Here is a 16,268-nt window from a genome sequence, read left to right on the forward strand (position 1 = left end):
GCGCACCCTGACCGCCCACGACGGCTCGGCCATCGAGCTGCCCCCGCAACCAAAGATGGGCTTCGGCAAGTGGATGAAGCAGATCGGCTGGCGACACCTCGTCGGTCTGGTCGCCGTCGTCTTCTCCGCCTTCCCGCTGGTCTACGTGCTGTCCGCCTCGCTGAACCCGGCCGGCACCCTGACCGGCTCCAACAAGCTGTTCACCGCCATCAGCTCGGAGAACTACTCCAAGCTGCTGGCCGACGAGTCCCGCCCCTACCTGAAGTGGTACCTGAACACCATCATGATCGCCGCGGTCTCGGCGATCGGTACGGTGCTGATCGGCGCCTGCGCCGCCTATGCCTTCAGCCGGATGCGCTTCAAGGGGCGTCGCCCCGGCCTGATGGCGCTGCTGCTGGTGCAGATGTTCCCGGCCCTGCTCACGGTCGTGGCCATCTTCCTGCTGCTGACCAATCTGGGCGACGTCTTCCCGTCGCTGGGTGTGGGCTCCCGGCTGGCGCTGATCCTGGTCTACCTGGGCGGCGCCCTGGGCACCAACACCTACCTGATGTACGGCTTCTTTAACACGGTGCCGGCCTCGCTGGACGAGGCCGCCCGGGTGGACGGCGCCGGCCACGCCCGGATCTTCTTCACCATCATCCTGCGCCTGGTGGCGCCGATCCTGGCGGTGGTGGGGCTGCTGAGCTTCAACGGCACCTTCACCGAGTTCGTGATCGCGTCGGTGATCCTGGGCAATGACTCCTCCAAGTCCACGCTCGCAATCGGGCTTTACCAGTACGTCTCCACGGAGAACAACACCTACTGGCCGGTCTTCTCGGCCGGCGCCGTGCTGGCCGCCATCCCGGTGATGATCCTGTTCCTGTGGCTGCAGAAGTACATCGTCTCCGGGCTCACCGCCGGTTCGGTGAAGTAGCCCACCAGCCCCGAAGAGGCCACGTCCCACAGTCGCGGGGCGTGGCCTTTCGCGTGCCGTCCAGAGCCGAGGATGCAAGCCCTTTTGGTGTCGCCTTTCCCACAGCCGAAAGCCGGCCCTCCAGCCCCCAATCGTCGGTGGCCAGTCATAGGGTTTGACCTAGTGGCGCCACAAGTCGACGCCCCAGCCACATGGGTGACTGCAGAAACTTCGATGAAGAGGTAGACCGTGTCCAGCAATGGATGGGACCAAGAACACCCTCACGCCCCCAGCGCCCCCGGAGGCCGTCGCGGCAGCCGGTGGGCGCTCGGCGCCGGAACCGCGCTGCTGCTGGCCCTGGCCGGCTGCTCGGGAGGTGGTGGCAGCACGGAAGGCCATGCGGGTGGTGAGGCCAACCTCCAGTTGCCCGACCTGTCCCGAGCGGAGTTCTTCGGGATGTCCGGCCGAATCCTGCTGATGATCGGCCTGCTGGTCTGCGCCGCCGGCATCGCCTTCGGGATCGCCACCTTCAGCTCCCTGCGCAAGATGCCGGTGCACCGCTCCATGCAGGAGATCAGCGAGCTGATCTACACCACCTGCAAGGCCTACCTGGCGCAGCAGGCGCGTTTCCTGATGCTGCTGTGGGCCTTCATCGCGACGGTGATCTTCGTCTACTTCCTGTTCCTGATGCACATGCCGCTGTGGCGGGTGCTGGTGGTGCTGCTGTTCAGCCTGATCGGAATGGCCGGCTCCTTCGGGATCGCCTGGTTCGGGATCCGGGTCAACACCTTCGCCAACTCCCGTTCGGCCCACGCGTCGCTGGCGGGCAAGCCCTTCCCCACCTTCGACATCCCGATGCGCTCCGGGATGAGCGTGGGCATGGTGCTGATCAGCGTCGAGCTGTTCATGATGCTGTTCATCATGCTCTTCCTGCCGGGCAACCTGGCCGGCTCCTGCTTCATCGGCTTCGCCATCGGCGAGTCCCTGGGTGCCGCGTGCCTGCGGATCGCCGGCGGCATCTTCACCAAGATCGCCGACATCGGCGCCGACCTGATGAAGATCGTGTTCAAGATCAAGGAGGACGACGCCCGCAACCCCGGCGTGATCGCCGACTGCGTCGGTGACAATGCCGGTGACTCGGTGGGCCCGTCGGCCGACGGTTTCGAGACCTACGGTGTGACCGGCGTCGCGCTGATCACCTTCATCCTGCTGGCCATCAACCAGCACACCGCGGGGGCCGAGTACCAGACCACCCAGGTCACCCTGCTGGTGTGGATCTTCTTCATCCGAGTGGTGATGGTGGCCGCCTCCTTCCTGTCGTACCTGGTCAACCAGAGCCTCACCCGGGCGAAGTACGCCGACGCGGATGACATGGACTTCGAGAAGCCGCTGTCCACCCTGGTCTGGCTGACCAGCGCCGTCTCCATTGCCCTCACCTACCTGACCAGCTTCGCCATGATCCATGATCTGGGCGACGGCTCACTGTGGTGGAAGCTGGCCACGATCATCTCCTGCGGCACACTGGCCGGCGCCCTGATCCCGGAACTGGTCAAGGCCTTCACCTCCACCAATTCCCGGCACGTCCAGGAAGTGGTGGTCTCCGCCAAGGAGGGCGGCGCCAGCCTCGACATCCTGTCGGGCCTGGTGGCGGGCAACTTCTCCGCCTACTGGATCGGCAGCGCGATCATCGGCCTGATGGGCATCGCCTACGGCATCTCCACCCTGGGGCTGGGGACCCTGATGGTGGCGCCGGCGGTCTTCGCCTTCGGCCTGGTGGCCTTCGGCTTCCTGGGAATGGGGCCGGTGACCATCGCCGTCGACTCCTACGGCCCGGTCACCGACAATGCCCAGTCGGTCTTCGAGCTGTCCACCATCGAGCAGCTCCCCGGCGCCGCCGAGGAGCTGAAGCGGGACTTCGGCTTCGACGTCGACTGGGAGAAGGCCAAGCACTGGCTGGAGCTGAACGACGGCGCGGGCAACACCTTCAAGGCCACCGCCAAGCCGGTGCTGATCGGCACCGCGGTGGTGGGTGCCACCACCATGATCTTCTCGATCATCATGGGCCTGACCCAAGGGATGGAGAACCAGCAGGCGGTGGCCTCGCTCAGCCTGCTGCACGCCCCCTTCCTGCTGGGCCTGGTAATGGGCGGCGCGGTGATCTTCTGGTTCAGCGGCGCCTCCATGCAGGCCGTGACCACCGGCGCCTACCGGGCGGTGGAGTTCATCAAGGAGACCATGCAACTGGACGGCATCACCAAGGCCAGCACCGAGGACTCCAAGCGGGTGGTGCAGATCTGCACCCAGTACGCGCAGAAGGGGATGTTCAACATCTTCCTGGGCGTCTTCTTCGCCACTCTGTCCTTCGCCTTCGCCGACCCCTACTTCTTCATCGGTTACCTGATCTCCATCGCGCTGTTCGGGCTCTACCAGGCCATCTTCATGGCCAATGCCGGCGGCGCCTGGGACAACGCCAAGAAGATCGTGGAGGTGGACCTGGATGCCAAGGGCACCGAGCTGCACGACGCCTCCGTGGTGGGTGACACCGTCGGGGACCCGTTCAAGGACACCTCGTCGGTGGCGCTGAACCCGATCATCAAGTTCACCACCCTGTTCGGGCTGCTTGCGGTGGACCTGGCCGTCTCCATCAGCAACAAGACCATCACCCACGCCCTGGCGGCGGTCTTCTTCCTGGTCAGTGTCTGGTTCGTCCACCGCTCCTTCTACGGAATGCGGATCAACCGCAGCATGGCCGATGTCCAGGCAGCTCTGGACGAGGAGAAGCGGGTGGCAGTCGAGGCCTGAGGGCACCTCGCTATGGCTTGACCTCACAACTGACCGCATCCGGCACCGAAGGCGGTGCCCGATGCGGTCAGTACGCTTGTCCAACTTCTACAGCGGCCAGGTCTCCAGCTCCACGGGCCGGACGGTCATTCCGGCAATCCGGCCAGCCCGGTTGATCACCGCGTGACCCACGAGCTCGGCGGCCTCGAAGCGCAGCAACACCCGGCCGACGGCCGAGGGCCGCCCGCCTACCAGCTCCACCGCGCCGTCGGACAGCCGCTCCCCCGTCGGGATGTGGACGCTGACCGCGGCCACCTCTGCCCGCTCGCCGTAGGCGGCCAGCACCTCGTCGTGCACGGCGGCAATCCGCCGTTTGGACAACTCCCGGGCACACACCTGCGTCATCCGGGAGCGCACCTGCTCCAGCTCTCCGTCCAGGAAGAGCCGGAAGGCCTCGGCGGTCAGCCCGGCGACGTCCAGCGCGGGGTGCGGGTGCAGTGGTTCCCCGGTCTGGGGATCGGTGGGGTGGCCGAAGCGTTTGAAGGCGGCCTGGCGGGTGACCCCCAGCACGTCGGCGATCTGCTGCCAGGTGCGACCCTCATCCCTGGCCCGTCGGACGCTCTCGGCCAGGCGCCGCTCCGCCGCGGCCAGGGCCTCCTGGGCCCGGCCGATGGCGGTCAGCCAGTCGTCCTGCCGGTGGCCCTGGGGATCGGATGCGGTCACCCGGCTATTCTGCCGCCTCGGCCTTGCCGCGCGCCGAGCCTGCGGCCAGCGCACCGATCATCAGGGCGGCGACGATCCCGATCAGCGCCGCCATTCCGGGGTTCTGGGTGAACAGCAGCATGGCCGCGGCACTGGCCAGGCCGCCACCCACCAACTGCAGGGACTTGACCGGGCCCTTCCACGGCGGGGCCAACCACGCCCCCACCTCGAAGGCGGCTGCTGCGATGAGGGCAACCCCCACCGAGAGCAGGGTCACGGGACGGTCCGGGAGGACGGTGAACAGCAGTGTCAGGGTGACGAGGACCACGGGAATTGTCAGCGTGTTCTTCATGACCACCAGCCTGCCCCAAACATGTTCGTGTCAACCCATGGATTACATGAACAATTCGTGAATCCCGTCGGGGCAGCACAGCCGTCCCGCTCGTTTCGGAACGGGCACCACGCACTGGGATGCCCGACACCGGCCATGTCCGTTTGGTTAGGGTTGGGCCGTGCGCTACATCTCCACCCGTTCCCTGCCCGGCGACCCGGGAGCCCCCTTCTGCGACATCGTGCTGGAGGGGCTGGCCCCCGACGGCGGGCTCTACCTGCCCGTCGAGTACCCGCAGATCGGCGGGCGACTGGCCGAACTACGTCGGGTCTGGGACGACGAGGGCTATGCCGGGCTGGGAACCATCATCCTGGGCGAGTTCATCGACGACATCCCCGCCGAGGACCTGCGCGGCATCTGCCAGCGGGCCTGGAATGAGGACGTCTTCGGCACCCCCGAGGTGGCTCCGGTGCAGGAGCTGGGCGACGGGCTGTGGCTGTGCCACCTCTCCAACGGCCCCACCGCCGCCTTCAAGGACATGGCGATGCAGCTGTTGGGCCAGCTCTTCGAATACGAGCTGGCGCGCCGCGGCCGCCAGATGAACATCCTGGGCGCCACCAGCGGCGACACCGGATCGGCCGCCGAGTACGCGATGCGCGGGCGGGAGCACGTCCGGGTCTTCATGCTGACCCCGGCCGGCCGGATGACCCCCTTCCAGCAGGCCCAGATGTTCAGCATCAATGACCCGCGGATCGTCAACATCGCCGTCGAGGGTCTCTTCGACGACTGCCAGGACCTGGTCAAGGCGGTCAGCAATGACCTGGCCTTCAAGGCGGAGCACTCCATCGGCGCGGTCAACTCGATCAACTGGGCGCGGCTGGTGGCGCAGGTGGTCTACTACGTGGCGGCCTGGCTCCAGGTCACCACCGAGGATGACCAGCGGGTCAGCTTCTGCGTGCCCAGCGGCAACTTCGGCAACATCTGTGCGGGTCACGTCGCCCGCCAGATGGGGCTGCCCATCGACACGCTGCTGCTGGCCACCAATGAGAACAACGTGCTGGACGAGTTCTTCCGCACCGGCGTCTACCGAGTGCGCAGTTCCGCGGAGACGCTGGAGACCTCCAGCCCCAGCATGGACATCTCCAAGGCCAGCAATTTCGAGCGATTCGTCTTCGACCTGCTGGGCCGCGACGGCCAGCGCGTGGCCGAGCTGTTCGGCCAGCAGCTCACCAGCCAGGGCTACTTCGACCTGTCGGGGACCGAGGAGTTCCAGAGCCTGCGGGAGCGCTACGGCTTCGCCTCCGGCTCCTCCACGCACGCCGACCGGGTGGCCACCATCCGCCAGGTCTGGGCGGACCATGGCGTGATGATCGACCCACACACCGCCGACGGGGTGAAGGTGGCGCAGGGCACGGGCTCGGGGAGCGAGGCACCGATGATCGTGCTGGAGACCGCGCTGCCGGTGAAGTTCGCCGAGACCATCCGGGAGGCGCTGGGCCGCGAGCCCGAGGTGCCGGCCGCCTTCGCCCACCTGGACGAGTTGCCCCGGCACGTCGTCGACCTGCCCAAGGACGTCGACGCGCTCAAGGAATTGATCGCTCAACGAGTGGCCACGTCCTGACCGTCTAGACTGTCGCGGTGACTTCAACCCTCCACCCGAGCGAGCCCGCTCTGGACCTCAGCGACGTGGTGGTGACCTTTGGACACAAGACCGCCCTCGATGGCCTGACGCTCAGCGCGCTGCCCGGGCAGATCACCGCGGTCCTGGGCCCCAATGGCGCCGGCAAGACCACCATGATCCGCTGCTGCACCGGGTTGGTGCGGCCGGATTCCGGTCAGATCCGGGTACTCGGTGAGATCCCTGGCAGCACCGAGGCCGCCAGCCGGATTGGCCTGATGCCCCAGTCCACCGGCGCCTGGAGCGGAATCAAGGCCGACGAGCTGCTGCGCTACCTGGCCGGGCTGTACGCCAATCCGCAGCCCGTCGACGAGCTGATCGACCTGCTGGGCATCGGTGACTTCGCCCGGACCCCCTACCGTCGGCTGTCCGGCGGGCAGCAGCAGAGCGTCAACCTCGCCGGCGCCCTGGTCGGGCGGCCCGAGCTGGTCTTCCTGGACGAGCCCACCGCGGGGATGGACCCGCACGTGCGGCGCCACACCTGGAGCGTGATCCAGAAGCTGCGCGACGACGGCGTCGCCGTGCTGCTCACCACCCACGCCATGGACGAGGCCGCGGGGCTGGCGGACCAGGTGTGGATGGTGGACCGCGGCCGGGTGGTGGTCAGCGGCACCGTCGCCGAACTCACCCGCGAGGACAGCCTGGAGGACGTCTTCCTGGCCAACACCACCGCCCGGGTGGGAGGAGAACGATGAGCCCCACCGCCCGCCGGATTCCCGCCGTCGACACCCCGCTGGACTTCACCCCGCAAGCCGCGGCCGCGGCCCGGGGCCGGATGATCCTGAACCACGCCCTGACCGAGGCACGGCTGATCCTGCGCAATGGGGAACAGCTGATGGTGGCGCTGCTGATCCCACTGGGTCTGCTCTTCTTCGGGCACTTCGCCGGGGGCCGCTACGGCATCACCGAGAACACCATTGCGCCCAATGTGCTGGCCCTCGCCGTGTGGAGTTCCTGCTTCACGTCGCTGGCCATCGCGACGGCCTTCGAGCGCCGCTACGGCGTACTGGAACGGCTCTCGGCCACGCCGCTGGGCCACGGTGGGTTGTTGGCCGGCAAGGCGCTGGGGATCACCATGATCGCCACCGGGCAGTTCCTGCTGCTGGGTGCCATCGGCCAGGCCCTGGGCTGGCGGATCACGCCGTCGGCGATGCAGTGGCCGGTGCTGTTGCTGGCCGTCCCGCTGGCGATGTTCGTCTTCGCCAACCTGGCGCTGGCCATGGCCGGGCTGCTGCGGGCCGAGGCCACCCTGGCCCTAGCCAACATCATCTACCTGGTTGGGTTGCTGGCCGGCGGCATCATGTGGCCGGTGAGCTCCTTCCCCGCCGCGCTGCGGCCCGTGATCGCGGCCACGCCGACGGGTGCACTGGGTGAGGTGCTGCGGCACTGGACCACCGGCGGCGTCACCTGGTCTGCACTGGTTGTCCTGTTGATCTGGGCCGCCCTGGCCCACCTGCTGGCCCGAAAGGCATTCCGATGGACGTCGTGACCCCTTCACCCACCGCCGCCAACGCCCCCGCCCCGACGGGTTGGCAGGGCCGGTTCTTCGGCAGCCGTCGGGCGCTGCGCAACTGGAGCATTGCCAACCTGGTGGCCAATTGCGGGATCATCGTCTCCGGCGCCGTGGTGCGGTTGACCGCCTCCGGGCTGGGCTGCGACACCTGGCCCAAGTGCAGCGACGACTCCTACACGGCCCACCCGGCGCTGGGCTGGCACTCCTACATCGAGTTCGGCAACCGGACGCTGACCTTCGTACTGATGGCCATCGCGATCGCCACGGTGGTCACCGCCATCCGGAGCCGGGCTCCCCAGCGGGAAATCACCCTGGCCTGGTTGATCTTCGCCGGAATCCCCTTCCAAGGGGTGATTGGCGGCATCACCGTGTTGACCCACCTGAACCCGTGGGTGGTGGCACTGCACCTGTTGCTCTCGGTGATGCTGATCGCCTGGTGCGTGAAGCTGGTGCAGCAGACCAGCGACGGCACCCCGGTGGCGGTCACGCCCCGGCAACGCACGCTGGTGGTGGTGCTGTTCTGGCTGATGACGTTCGGCCTGTGGCTCGGCACCGTCGTGACCGGCGCCGGCCCGCATTCGGGCGACCACGGCGCGGCCCGCAACAACCTGGACATCGAAACGGTGGCGAAGGCGCATGCCTGGACCATCTGGGTGGTGGTGGCGCTGACCCTGGCCCTGTTGGCAATGGCCGTCCAGCAGGGGAACATCCGGCTGCGCAGCCTGGTGAAGTGGCTGCTGGCAGCGGAGCTCTTGCAGGGCGCCATCGGCTATGCCCAGTACTTCAACGGGCTGCCGCTGGGCCTGGTGATCTGCCACATGATCGGTATCGGTCTGGTGACCACCGCGGTCAGCTGGGTCTACTACGGCACCCGCCGCGGGTTGCCCGCCTGATCACACCCGCGTGGGGTTGAAGCCCCCGTCGCTGAACAGGCGCTGGCCATTGATCCAGCTGCCCTGCTCGGACAGCAGGAAGGCCACCAGGTGGGCCGTGGTCTCCGGACCACCGAGCCGGCCGCCCGGCGTCCGACCGCTGAGCGTCTGGCGGGTGGCGTCGTCCATCCAGCCGGTGTCGATCGGCCCGGGGTTGATCACATTGCACCGGATCCGGCGCTCGGCCAGTTCGGTGGCGCCGGCGATCACCAGCCGGTCCAGGGCGCCCTTGGTGACGCCATAGGGCAGGTTGAAGGCGACGTGGTCACTGGTCAGGGCCAGCACCGCTCCCCCGTCGGGCCCGGTCTGTTCCGCGAAGGCCCGGGTGAGCAGCCACGGCGCCCGGACGTTGACGGCATAGTGTCGGTCGAAACTCTCCACGGTGGTGCTGAAGTAGTCCGAGTCGACGCTCTCGCAGTGGCTCATCACCAGGGCATCCAGCACACCCAGTTCCGTCCGGACCCGTTGCACGACGGCCGCAGGAACGTCCGGGTCCGAGAGGTCCCCCGGGACCAGCACGACGCTGGTGCCCGACGCCCGCAGTTCCTGGGCGAGCAGCTCGACGTCGCAATCCTGGTGCATCACCCGCCGGTCATAGTCGGCGTGGTAGCCCAGGGCGAGGCTCCACCCGTCGGATGCCAGGCGACGGGCAATCGCCGCCCCGATCGCTTGTCGGCGGCCCACTCCGGTGATCAGCACTCGCTTCATGCCCCCAGCCAAGCGCAGGGGAGGGCCCACGGACAACCGATTATCGGGGCCGCCCCGCTCGCCCGTGGCGCGCAGGCGCCCGGTCATCCCACTCCGCGCCGCAGCATGTCCCCCCGGTGACCACCGGGGCTCGCCCACCAAGGTCGCTACGAGCGGTGAGGAACGAACCGGCAGACCTGACGACCGGGCACCCGCACGACCCGGCAGGTTTCTTTGGGGGGTTGGGGGGACGCAGTCCCCCGCGGTGGGGGTCCACGGGGGCGGAACCCCCGTGCGTGTCAGAAGATCAGCGGATCGATCGCGATGGCCAGGAAGAGGATGGCCAGGTAGCTGTTGGACCAGTGGAACAGGCGCATCGCCTTGAGCTCGGAATCCCGCTTGCCGGCCTTGGCGCGCTGCAGCAGCTGCCAGGCCTCCCACAGGAAGACGGCACCCGAGACGGCAGCGACCAGCGGGTAGAGCCAGCCGGTGTGCGCCACCGGCCACAGGGTCAGGGTGGTGGCGACGGTGGCCACCGAGTAGGCCAGGATCCGACGGCAGACGCCAACGGCGTCCATCACGACGGGAAGCATCGGCACCTCGGCCGCGGCGTAGTCCTCGCGGTAGCGGAAGGCCAGCGCCCAAGTGTGCGGCGGGGTCCAGAAGAAGACCACCAGGAAGAGGATCAGCGGCGCCCAGTCCACCCGGCCGGTGATGGCGGTCCAGCCGATCAGCGGCGGGAAACAGCCGGCGATCCCACCCCAGACGATGTTCTGGCTGGTGGAGCGCTTCAGCCACAGGGTGTAGACGAAGACGTAGAAGGCATTGGCGGCCAGCGCCAAGCCGGCGGAGAGCCAGTTGGCGCCAAGACCCAGGATCAGGGTGGACAGCACCGCCAAGGAGATCGCGAAGACGTAGGCGCTGCGGGTGGGCACCTGGTGACGAGGCATCGGACGGCGGCGCGTGCGGCGCATCTTCTCGTCGATGTCGGCATCCAGGATGCAGTTGAAGGAGTTGGCGCTGCCGGCGCTCAACAGACCGCCGAGCATGGTCCAGGCGGCGACGGCCAGCGGCGGCACTCCCCCGGCAGCCAGGAACATCACCGGCAGGGTGGTGGTGAGCAGCAGCTCGATGATCCGCGGCTTGGTGAGCGCCACATAGGCCTTGACCACGTCCAGCGCGCTGGCCCTGCCCAGATGCAGCTCGGTGTCCGCGGCCTGGGCGGCATCGGCGCCGCGTCCAGCGTCGCTGCCTCGTCCGACGACGCCCCCGGTGGTGCGCGCGGCGTTCTCGGCAGTGCTGTGCGTGGTCACTCAATCCTCCCCCGGGCGCGGCCGGCGCCGGCTGCCCGCCCCCCGCTCGGCAGGGGAAACTCCGTCGATTGTACGCACTGTCAATCACTTTTCCGATTCCGTCGTGCCGCAGCTTGGTGCATCGCCCCGATACGGTGGAGCCAGGAATCATTCAGCCGTGATCACAGCACCATCCTGCCCAGGAGGAATCGTGAACGACCGTCTCAACCAGCTTGCCGACGCCGGGGTCTCCATCTGGCTCGACGACCTCTCCCGGGAGCGCCTGACCAGCGGAAACCTCGCCAGCCTGATCGCCGAGAAGTCGGTCACGGGGGTGACCACCAATCCCACCATCTTCGCCGTCGCCCTGTCCGACGGCCAGGCCTATTCGGGCCAGGTCTCCCAGCTGGTCGCGGCCGGCACCACCGACGTCGACGACGTGATCCGCGCCCTGACCACCACCGACGTGCGCGACGCCTGCGACCTGTTCACCCAGATCCATGAGGAGACCGACGGCGTGGACGGCCGGGTCTCGATCGAGGTGGAGCCCGGCCTGGCGATGGACCCGGACGCCACCGTGGAGCAGGCGCAGCAGCTGCATGCCCTGGTGGACCGGCCCAACCTGCTGGTCAAGATCCCGGCCACCGAGCCCGGGCTGGCCGCCATCCGACGCACCATCGCCGCCGGGATCAGCGTGAACGTCACCCTGATCTTCTCCATCGAGCGCTACCGCGCCGTGCTCGACGCCTGGCTGGGCGGTCTGGAGGATGCCCTGGCGGCCGGCCGGGACATCGACGAGATCCACTCGGTGGCCAGCTTCTTCGTCTCCCGCGTCGACACCGAGGTGGACAAGCGGCTGACCGAGATCGGCACCGACGAGGCCCTGGCCCTGCGTGGCCAGGCCGCCCTGGCCAATGCCCGGATTGCCTATGCCGCCTGGTTGGAGGTGATGACCAGCCCGCGCTGGGGCGTCCTCAAGGCCCGCGGCGCCCACCCGCAGCGCCCGCTGTGGGCCTCCACCGGGGTGAAGAACCCGGACTATGAGGACACCATGTACGTCACCCAGCTGGTGGCCGACGGCTGCGTCAACACCATGCCGGAGAAGACCCTGGACGCCGTCGCGGACCACGGGGAGATCACCGGGGACACCATCAGCGACCAGATCGACGACGCGATCGACGTGATGGGCAAGCTGACCGAGGTGGGGGTCGACCTGGACGACGTCGTGGCCCAGCTGGAGACCGAGGGTGTCTCGAAGTTCAACGCCTCCTGGGCGGAGCTCGTCGGTAGCGTAGGTTCTGCGCTGCAGGGGTCGAAGCCCTGAACCTGACCTCCCGCCCCCCTGACCCACCATTGCCGGCAAGGAGCCCCCGTGAGCGACCAGACCCGCCCCAACCCGCTGCGCGACCCCCGCGACCGGCGGCTTCCCCGGATCGCCGGCCCCTGCGCCCTGGTGATCTTCGGCGTCACCGGTGACCTGGCCGGCAAGAAGTTGCTGCCCGCCGTCTATGACCTGGCCAACCGCGGCCTGCTGCCCCCCGGCTTCGCCCTGGTGGGTTATGGCCGTCGGGAATGGGACGATGACGCCTTCGCCCAGGTGGTGTTGGAGGCCATCAAGAGCAATGCCCGCACTCCCTTCAAGGAGGAGGTGTGGACCCAGCTGCGCCGCGGGATCCGCTTCGTCCAGGGCAATTTCCGCGACGACGAGGGCTTCGCCGCGCTGCAGGAGACGCTGGCGGACCTGGAGGAGAGCCAGGGCACGGCCGGCAACAATGCCTTCTACCTGTCCATCCCACCGGGCAGCTTCGACGGCGTGGTGAGCAAGCTGCGGCGGCACGGCCTGGCCAGTCAGAACAATGGCCGGTGGAGCCGGGTGATCATCGAGAAGCCGTTCGGTCATGACCTGGAGAGCGCGCAGGAGCTGAACCGGGTGGTGGGCAGCGTCTTCCCGCCGGAGTCGGTCTTCCGGATTGACCACTACCTGGGCAAGGAGACCGTGCAGAACATGCTGGCGGTGCGCTTCGCCAACCAGATGTTCGAGCCGATCTGGAACAACAACTACGTCAGCCATGTACAGATCACCATGGCCGAGGACATCGGGATCGGCAGCCGGGCCGGCTACTACGACGGGATCGGCGCCGCCCGGGACGTGATCCAGAACCACCTGCTGCAGCTGATGGCGCTGACCGCCATGGAGGAGCCCAACAACTTCGAGGCCGCGAAACTGCGGGCGGAGAAGCGCAAGGTGTTGGCGGCGGCGTCCACCCCGTCGGACCTGGCGGCGCACACCGCCCGCGGCCAGTACCTGGGCGGCTGGCAGGGCGGTGAGCAGGTCAAGGGCTACCTGGAGGAGGACGGCATCACCAAGGACTCGACCACCGAGACCTATGCCGCCATCCGGGTGGACGTCGACAACCGCCGCTGGGCCGGCGTCCCCTTCTACCTGCGCACCGCCAAGCGGATGCCGCGCCGGGTGACCGAGATCGCCCTGAACTTCAAGCGCGCCCCGCACCTGCCCTTCGCCGACACCGACACCACCGAGATGGGCACCAATGCCCTGGTGATGCGGATCCAGCCCGACGAGGGTGTCACCATGCGCTTTGGCGCCAAGGTGCCGGGCACCGCCATGGAGATCCGCGAGGTGAGCATGGACTTCGGCTACGGCGGCTCCTTCACCGAGAGCTCCCCGGAGGCCTACGAACGGTTGATTCTGGACGTGCTGCTGGGCGACCCGCCACTGTTCCCGCAGCACGAGGAGGTGGAGCTGGGCTGGAAGATCCTGGACCCGGTGCTGGACTTCTGGGCCGACCAGGGCAAGCCCGACGGCTATGCCGCCGGCACCTGGGGCCCCGCCAGCGGCGTGGAGATGCTGGCCCGTGACGGCTTCACCTGGCGACGTCCCTGAAAGGCGAGCGACATGATCATCGAACTGGAAAAGACCTCCACCGCCCAGATCGCCAAGGCGCTGCGCGACGGGCACCGCAAGACCGGCAACACCGCGATGGCCTTCACCCTGGTGGTGGTCACCCAGGAGAAGCACTACAAGCTGGTGCTGCAGGCCTGTCTGCAGGCCGGGGCGGAGCACCCGTCGCGGATCCTCGTGGTGGTTCACGGCGAGGGCACTGATTCCCGGCTGGACGCGGAGATCCGGATGGGCGAGACCATCCCCGGCGACATCATCACGCTGCGGATGTCCGGAGAGGTGTCCGAGCACAGTGGATCGGTGGTGCTGCCGCTGCTGCTGCCGGATTCCAAGGTGGTGGTCTGGTGGCCCAAGGAGTCGCCGGAGCACCCGTCGGAGGACCAGGTGGGGGCGCTGGCCACCCGTCGGATCACCGACGCCGCCGGCGCCAAGGACCCGGTGGCGGCGGTCGCGGTGCGGGCCCGCTACCACTCCCCCGGCGACACCGACCTGACCTGGACCCGGCTCACCCCGTGGCGGGCGCTGCTGGCGGCGGCGGTGGACCAGTACCCGGGCCGGGTCCGACACGCCACCGTCGAGGCCGCCAAGGACAATGCCCCGGCCGAGCTGATGGCGGCCTGGCTGCAGGCCCGGCTGGGCGTGGAGGTGAAGCGCGAGATCACCAAGGGCCCCGGTATCACCGGGGTGCGGCTGACCACGGCGGCCGGGGACATCGCGATCCTGCGGCCCGCCGACGCCCCCACCGCCACCTATCTGGTGCCCGGCCAGCCCGCGCGGGAGGTGGCGCTGAAGCGACGCGAGATCAACGAGCTGATCACCGAGGAGCTGCGGCGGATGGATCCCGACGCCATCTTCGAGCAGGCCACCCAGATGCTGCTCGCCCGGGAGGACGAACGGCAGAAGCTGGCGCCGCCGGCCAAACAGCCCGCCAGGAAGGCGTCCCCCGCCAAGGAGAAGAAGTCATGACCGCTCCCCGGGTGCTCCGGCACCAGGACACCGACGAGCTGGTGGCCGATGCCGCCCAGATGCTGCTGGACACCCTGGTGGACCTGCAGTCCAAGCAGGAGACGGTACATCTGTGCCTGACCGGCGGCCGGACCGCCAACCGGATCTACCAGCGCTTCGCGGAACTGGTGCCCGACAGTGGGCTGAACCCGGCGGCGCTGCACCTGTGGTGGGGCGACGAGCGGTTCGTGCCCACCACGGACCCCGAGCGGCACGCCGTGGGCGCCCTGTCCATCCTGGCGCGCACCCTGCAGCTGTCCAGCGCGCAGACCCACCCCATGCCCGCCAGCGACGGCAAGGCGGACCCGGACGAGTCCGCCTTCGCCTATGCCCGCGAGCTGGGCGAGACGGTCTTCGACATCTGCCTGCTGGGCATGGGCGAGGACGGGCACGTGGCGTCGCTCATCCCGGGCACGCTGCGTTCGGACCAGACCAGCTCCCTGGTGGTGGGCGTGACCGACTTCCCGCACCCGCCGTCGGAACGGATCACCCTGACCCTGAATGCCATCAACCGCTCGCGTCGGGTGTGGCTGTGGGTGAGCGGCGCCAACAAGGCCGCCCCGGTGGCGGAGGCGCTGACCGGCGACGGCAGCGCGCCCGGCGCCCAGGTGGCCGGTACGGTGGAGACGCTGTGGTTCCTGGACCAGCAGTCCGCGGCCCAGATCCCGCAGTATCGCTGCGAGTTCTGAACCGCGGACGGGCTGGGCGGACGGGTCCGCTCAGTAGATGATGTCGCCGTTCTTGCGGCGTTCCCGCAGGCCAGCCAAGGCCTCGGCCAGGATCGCCTTGGCCTCGGACTCGGAGCGGCGCTCCTTCACATAGGCCAGGTGGGTCTTGTAGGGCTGGATCTTCGGCGGGGGCGGCGGGTTCTCGCTGTCCATGTTCGCCGGGAGCCCGCACCGCGGGCAGTCCCAGGTCTCGGGAATCGCCGCCTCGGCGGCGAAGGCGGGGCGGGTCTCATGCCCATTGGAGCAGAAGTAGGAGACGTACAGGCGCGGAGCCGCGTCGCCGCGCTCCGCCTCCCCCATCGGCCCTGCTCCTACGCGGCTTCCCCGGATGGCGCTGCCACCTGCCACAGTCGTTCTCCTCATTCCACGTGCTTGTTACTGCCACGGCGCGCGATGCGCGTCACGGGTGCGTCGGTACGACGGCAGGGGTGCTCAGCCGAATCGGTAGAGCGCCAACAGGCCGATGATGGTGGCCAACCAGAGCAGGCCGACGATGATCGTCAGCCGGTCCAGGTTGCGCTCCGCGACGGAGGTTCCCCCCATCGAGGTCGACATGCCGCCGCCGAAGAGGTCCGACATGCCACCGCCGCGCCCCTTGTGGAGCAGGATGAACAGGCCGAGGATCACGCTCAACACCACCACGATGATGGAGAGCGTCATGATGGGCCAGGACATCAGCGGTACCAGATTCACGTGGGCAAGCGTAACCCACCGTTCACGGAAATCCACATTCCGTCCGGCATGACGAACGGGGCGTCACCAGCGGTGACGCCCCGTTCGGGTGCAGCGGCTGCTACCGGCTCC

At 68.4% G+C, this 16,268-nt stretch carries 16 protein-coding genes; 10 read left to right on the forward strand and 6 right to left on the reverse strand.

Annotated features, from left to right (window positions below; translation table 11 throughout):
• Nucleotides 1-55: 55 nt before the first annotated feature.
• Together AAEX60_RS04980 and AAEX60_RS04985 are read left to right on the forward strand one after the other, a co-directional pair.
• Entirely contained in the window at nt 56-913 is an 858-nt protein-coding gene (locus tag AAEX60_RS04980; RefSeq protein ID WP_342101667.1) for a sugar ABC transporter permease, read from the forward strand.
• A gap of 324 nt (nt 914-1,237) precedes the next feature.
• Nucleotides 1,238-3,694, forward strand: coding sequence for a sodium-translocating pyrophosphatase (locus AAEX60_RS04985; RefSeq protein ID WP_342101668.1), 2,457 nt, complete (start codon nt 1,238-1,240; stop codon nt 3,692-3,694).
• A gap of 87 nt (nt 3,695-3,781) precedes the next feature.
• On the opposite strand, the gene AAEX60_RS04990 is transcribed toward AAEX60_RS04985, so the two are convergent.
• Together AAEX60_RS04990 and AAEX60_RS04995 are read right to left on the reverse strand one after the other, a co-directional pair.
• Nucleotides 3,782-4,396, reverse strand: coding sequence for a hypothetical protein (locus AAEX60_RS04990; protein WP_342101618.1), 615 nt, complete (start codon nt 4,394-4,396; stop codon nt 3,782-3,784).
• 4 nt (nt 4,397-4,400) lie between these two features.
• The gene (locus AAEX60_RS04995; protein ID WP_342101619.1) at nt 4,401-4,727 is read right to left on the reverse strand and encodes a hypothetical protein; all 327 of its coding nucleotides are present in this window, start codon (nt 4,725-4,727) and stop codon (nt 4,401-4,403) included.
• A 160-nt stretch (nt 4,728-4,887) separates the two neighbouring features.
• On the opposite strand from AAEX60_RS04995, the gene thrC reads away from it, so the two are divergent.
• From thrC to AAEX60_RS05015, 4 genes are read left to right on the forward strand one after another with little or no spacing between them, the layout of a single operon-like run.
• Entirely contained in the window at nt 4,888-6,327 is a 1,440-nt protein-coding gene (gene thrC / locus AAEX60_RS05000) for a threonine synthase (RefSeq protein WP_342101620.1), read from the forward strand.
• Between the two features lie 17 nt (nt 6,328-6,344).
• On the forward strand, nt 6,345-7,079 hold the full coding sequence (locus AAEX60_RS05005) for an ABC transporter ATP-binding protein (RefSeq protein WP_342101621.1): 735 nt from the start codon (nt 6,345-6,347) through the stop codon (nt 7,077-7,079).
• The gene (locus AAEX60_RS05010) at nt 7,076-7,873 is read left to right on the forward strand and encodes an ABC transporter permease (protein WP_446721263.1); all 798 of its coding nucleotides are present in this window, start codon (nt 7,076-7,078) and stop codon (nt 7,871-7,873) included. The genes AAEX60_RS05005 and AAEX60_RS05010 overlap by 4 nt, the downstream gene beginning before the upstream one ends.
• Complete coding sequence (locus AAEX60_RS05015) at nt 7,861-8,790, forward strand: COX15/CtaA family protein (protein WP_342101622.1); 930 nt, start codon at nt 7,861-7,863, stop codon at nt 8,788-8,790. The genes AAEX60_RS05010 and AAEX60_RS05015 overlap by 13 nt, the downstream gene beginning before the upstream one ends.
• Here AAEX60_RS05015 and AAEX60_RS05020 read toward each other — a convergent pair whose 3' ends face one another.
• Both AAEX60_RS05020 and AAEX60_RS05025 read right to left on the reverse strand, forming a co-directional pair.
• Nucleotides 8,791-9,537 (reverse strand): SDR family oxidoreductase, encoded by a 747-nt coding sequence (locus AAEX60_RS05020; protein ID WP_342101623.1) that lies wholly within the window; start codon nt 9,535-9,537, stop codon nt 8,791-8,793.
• Between the two features lie 278 nt (nt 9,538-9,815).
• The gene (locus tag AAEX60_RS05025; RefSeq protein ID WP_342101670.1) at nt 9,816-10,718 is read right to left on the reverse strand and encodes a heme o synthase; all 903 of its coding nucleotides are present in this window, start codon (nt 10,716-10,718) and stop codon (nt 9,816-9,818) included.
• Nucleotides 10,719-11,019: 301 nt separating this feature from the next.
• Here AAEX60_RS05025 and tal point away from each other — a divergent pair, with 301 nt between their 5' ends.
• From tal to pgl, 4 genes are read left to right on the forward strand one after another with little or no spacing between them, the layout of a single operon-like run.
• Complete coding sequence (gene tal, locus AAEX60_RS05030) at nt 11,020-12,132, forward strand: transaldolase (RefSeq protein ID WP_342101624.1); 1,113 nt, start codon at nt 11,020-11,022, stop codon at nt 12,130-12,132.
• 48 nt (nt 12,133-12,180) lie between these two features.
• Nucleotides 12,181-13,713: a glucose-6-phosphate dehydrogenase gene (gene zwf / locus AAEX60_RS05035; protein ID WP_342101625.1), complete on the forward strand. Its 1,533-nt coding sequence runs from the start codon at nt 12,181-12,183 to the stop codon at nt 13,711-13,713.
• 12 nt (nt 13,714-13,725) lie between these two features.
• Complete coding sequence (locus tag AAEX60_RS05040) at nt 13,726-14,697, forward strand: glucose-6-phosphate dehydrogenase assembly protein OpcA (protein WP_342101626.1); 972 nt, start codon at nt 13,726-13,728, stop codon at nt 14,695-14,697.
• Nucleotides 14,694-15,425, forward strand: coding sequence for a 6-phosphogluconolactonase (pgl, locus tag AAEX60_RS05045; protein ID WP_342101627.1), 732 nt, complete (start codon nt 14,694-14,696; stop codon nt 15,423-15,425). The genes AAEX60_RS05040 and pgl overlap by 4 nt, the downstream gene beginning before the upstream one ends.
• A gap of 30 nt (nt 15,426-15,455) precedes the next feature.
• Here pgl and AAEX60_RS05050 read toward each other — a convergent pair whose 3' ends face one another.
• Entirely contained in the window at nt 15,456-15,812 is a 357-nt protein-coding gene (locus AAEX60_RS05050; protein ID WP_342101628.1) for an RNA polymerase-binding protein RbpA, read from the reverse strand.
• 84 nt (nt 15,813-15,896) lie between these two features.
• On the reverse strand, nt 15,897-16,139 hold the full coding sequence (gene secG, locus AAEX60_RS05055; RefSeq protein WP_342101671.1) for a preprotein translocase subunit SecG: 243 nt from the start codon (nt 16,137-16,139) through the stop codon (nt 15,897-15,899).
• Nucleotides 16,140-16,268 lie beyond the last annotated feature (129 nt).

This window comes from Luteococcus sp. H101 (genome assembly GCF_038433155.1).
Classification (GTDB): Bacteria; Actinomycetota; Actinomycetes; order Propionibacteriales; family Propionibacteriaceae; genus Luteococcus.

What these genes read in the sequence shown, in the direction of transcription:
- AAEX60_RS04980 (WP_342101667.1), top strand. Translation starts at nt 56, where the DNA reads ATGGGCTTCGGCAAGTGGATGAAGCAGATCGGCTGGCGACACCTCGTC.
- AAEX60_RS04995 (WP_342101619.1), bottom strand. Translation starts at nt 4,727, where the DNA reads ATGAAGAACACGCTGACAATTCCCGTGGTCCTCGTCACCCTGACACTG.
- AAEX60_RS05010 (WP_446721263.1), top strand. Translation starts at nt 7,076, where the DNA reads ATGAGCCCCACCGCCCGCCGGATTCCCGCCGTCGACACCCCGCTGGAC.
- AAEX60_RS05015 (WP_342101622.1), top strand. Translation starts at nt 7,861, where the DNA reads ATGGACGTCGTGACCCCTTCACCCACCGCCGCCAACGCCCCCGCCCCG.
- AAEX60_RS05020 (WP_342101623.1), bottom strand. Translation starts at nt 9,537, where the DNA reads ATGAAGCGAGTGCTGATCACCGGAGTGGGCCGCCGACAAGCGATCGGG.
- AAEX60_RS05040 (WP_342101626.1), top strand. Translation starts at nt 13,726, where the DNA reads ATGATCATCGAACTGGAAAAGACCTCCACCGCCCAGATCGCCAAGGCG.
- pgl (WP_342101627.1), top strand. Translation starts at nt 14,694, where the DNA reads ATGACCGCTCCCCGGGTGCTCCGGCACCAGGACACCGACGAGCTGGTG.
- secG (WP_342101671.1), bottom strand. Translation starts at nt 16,139, where the DNA reads ATGTCCTGGCCCATCATGACGCTCTCCATCATCGTGGTGGTGTTGAGC.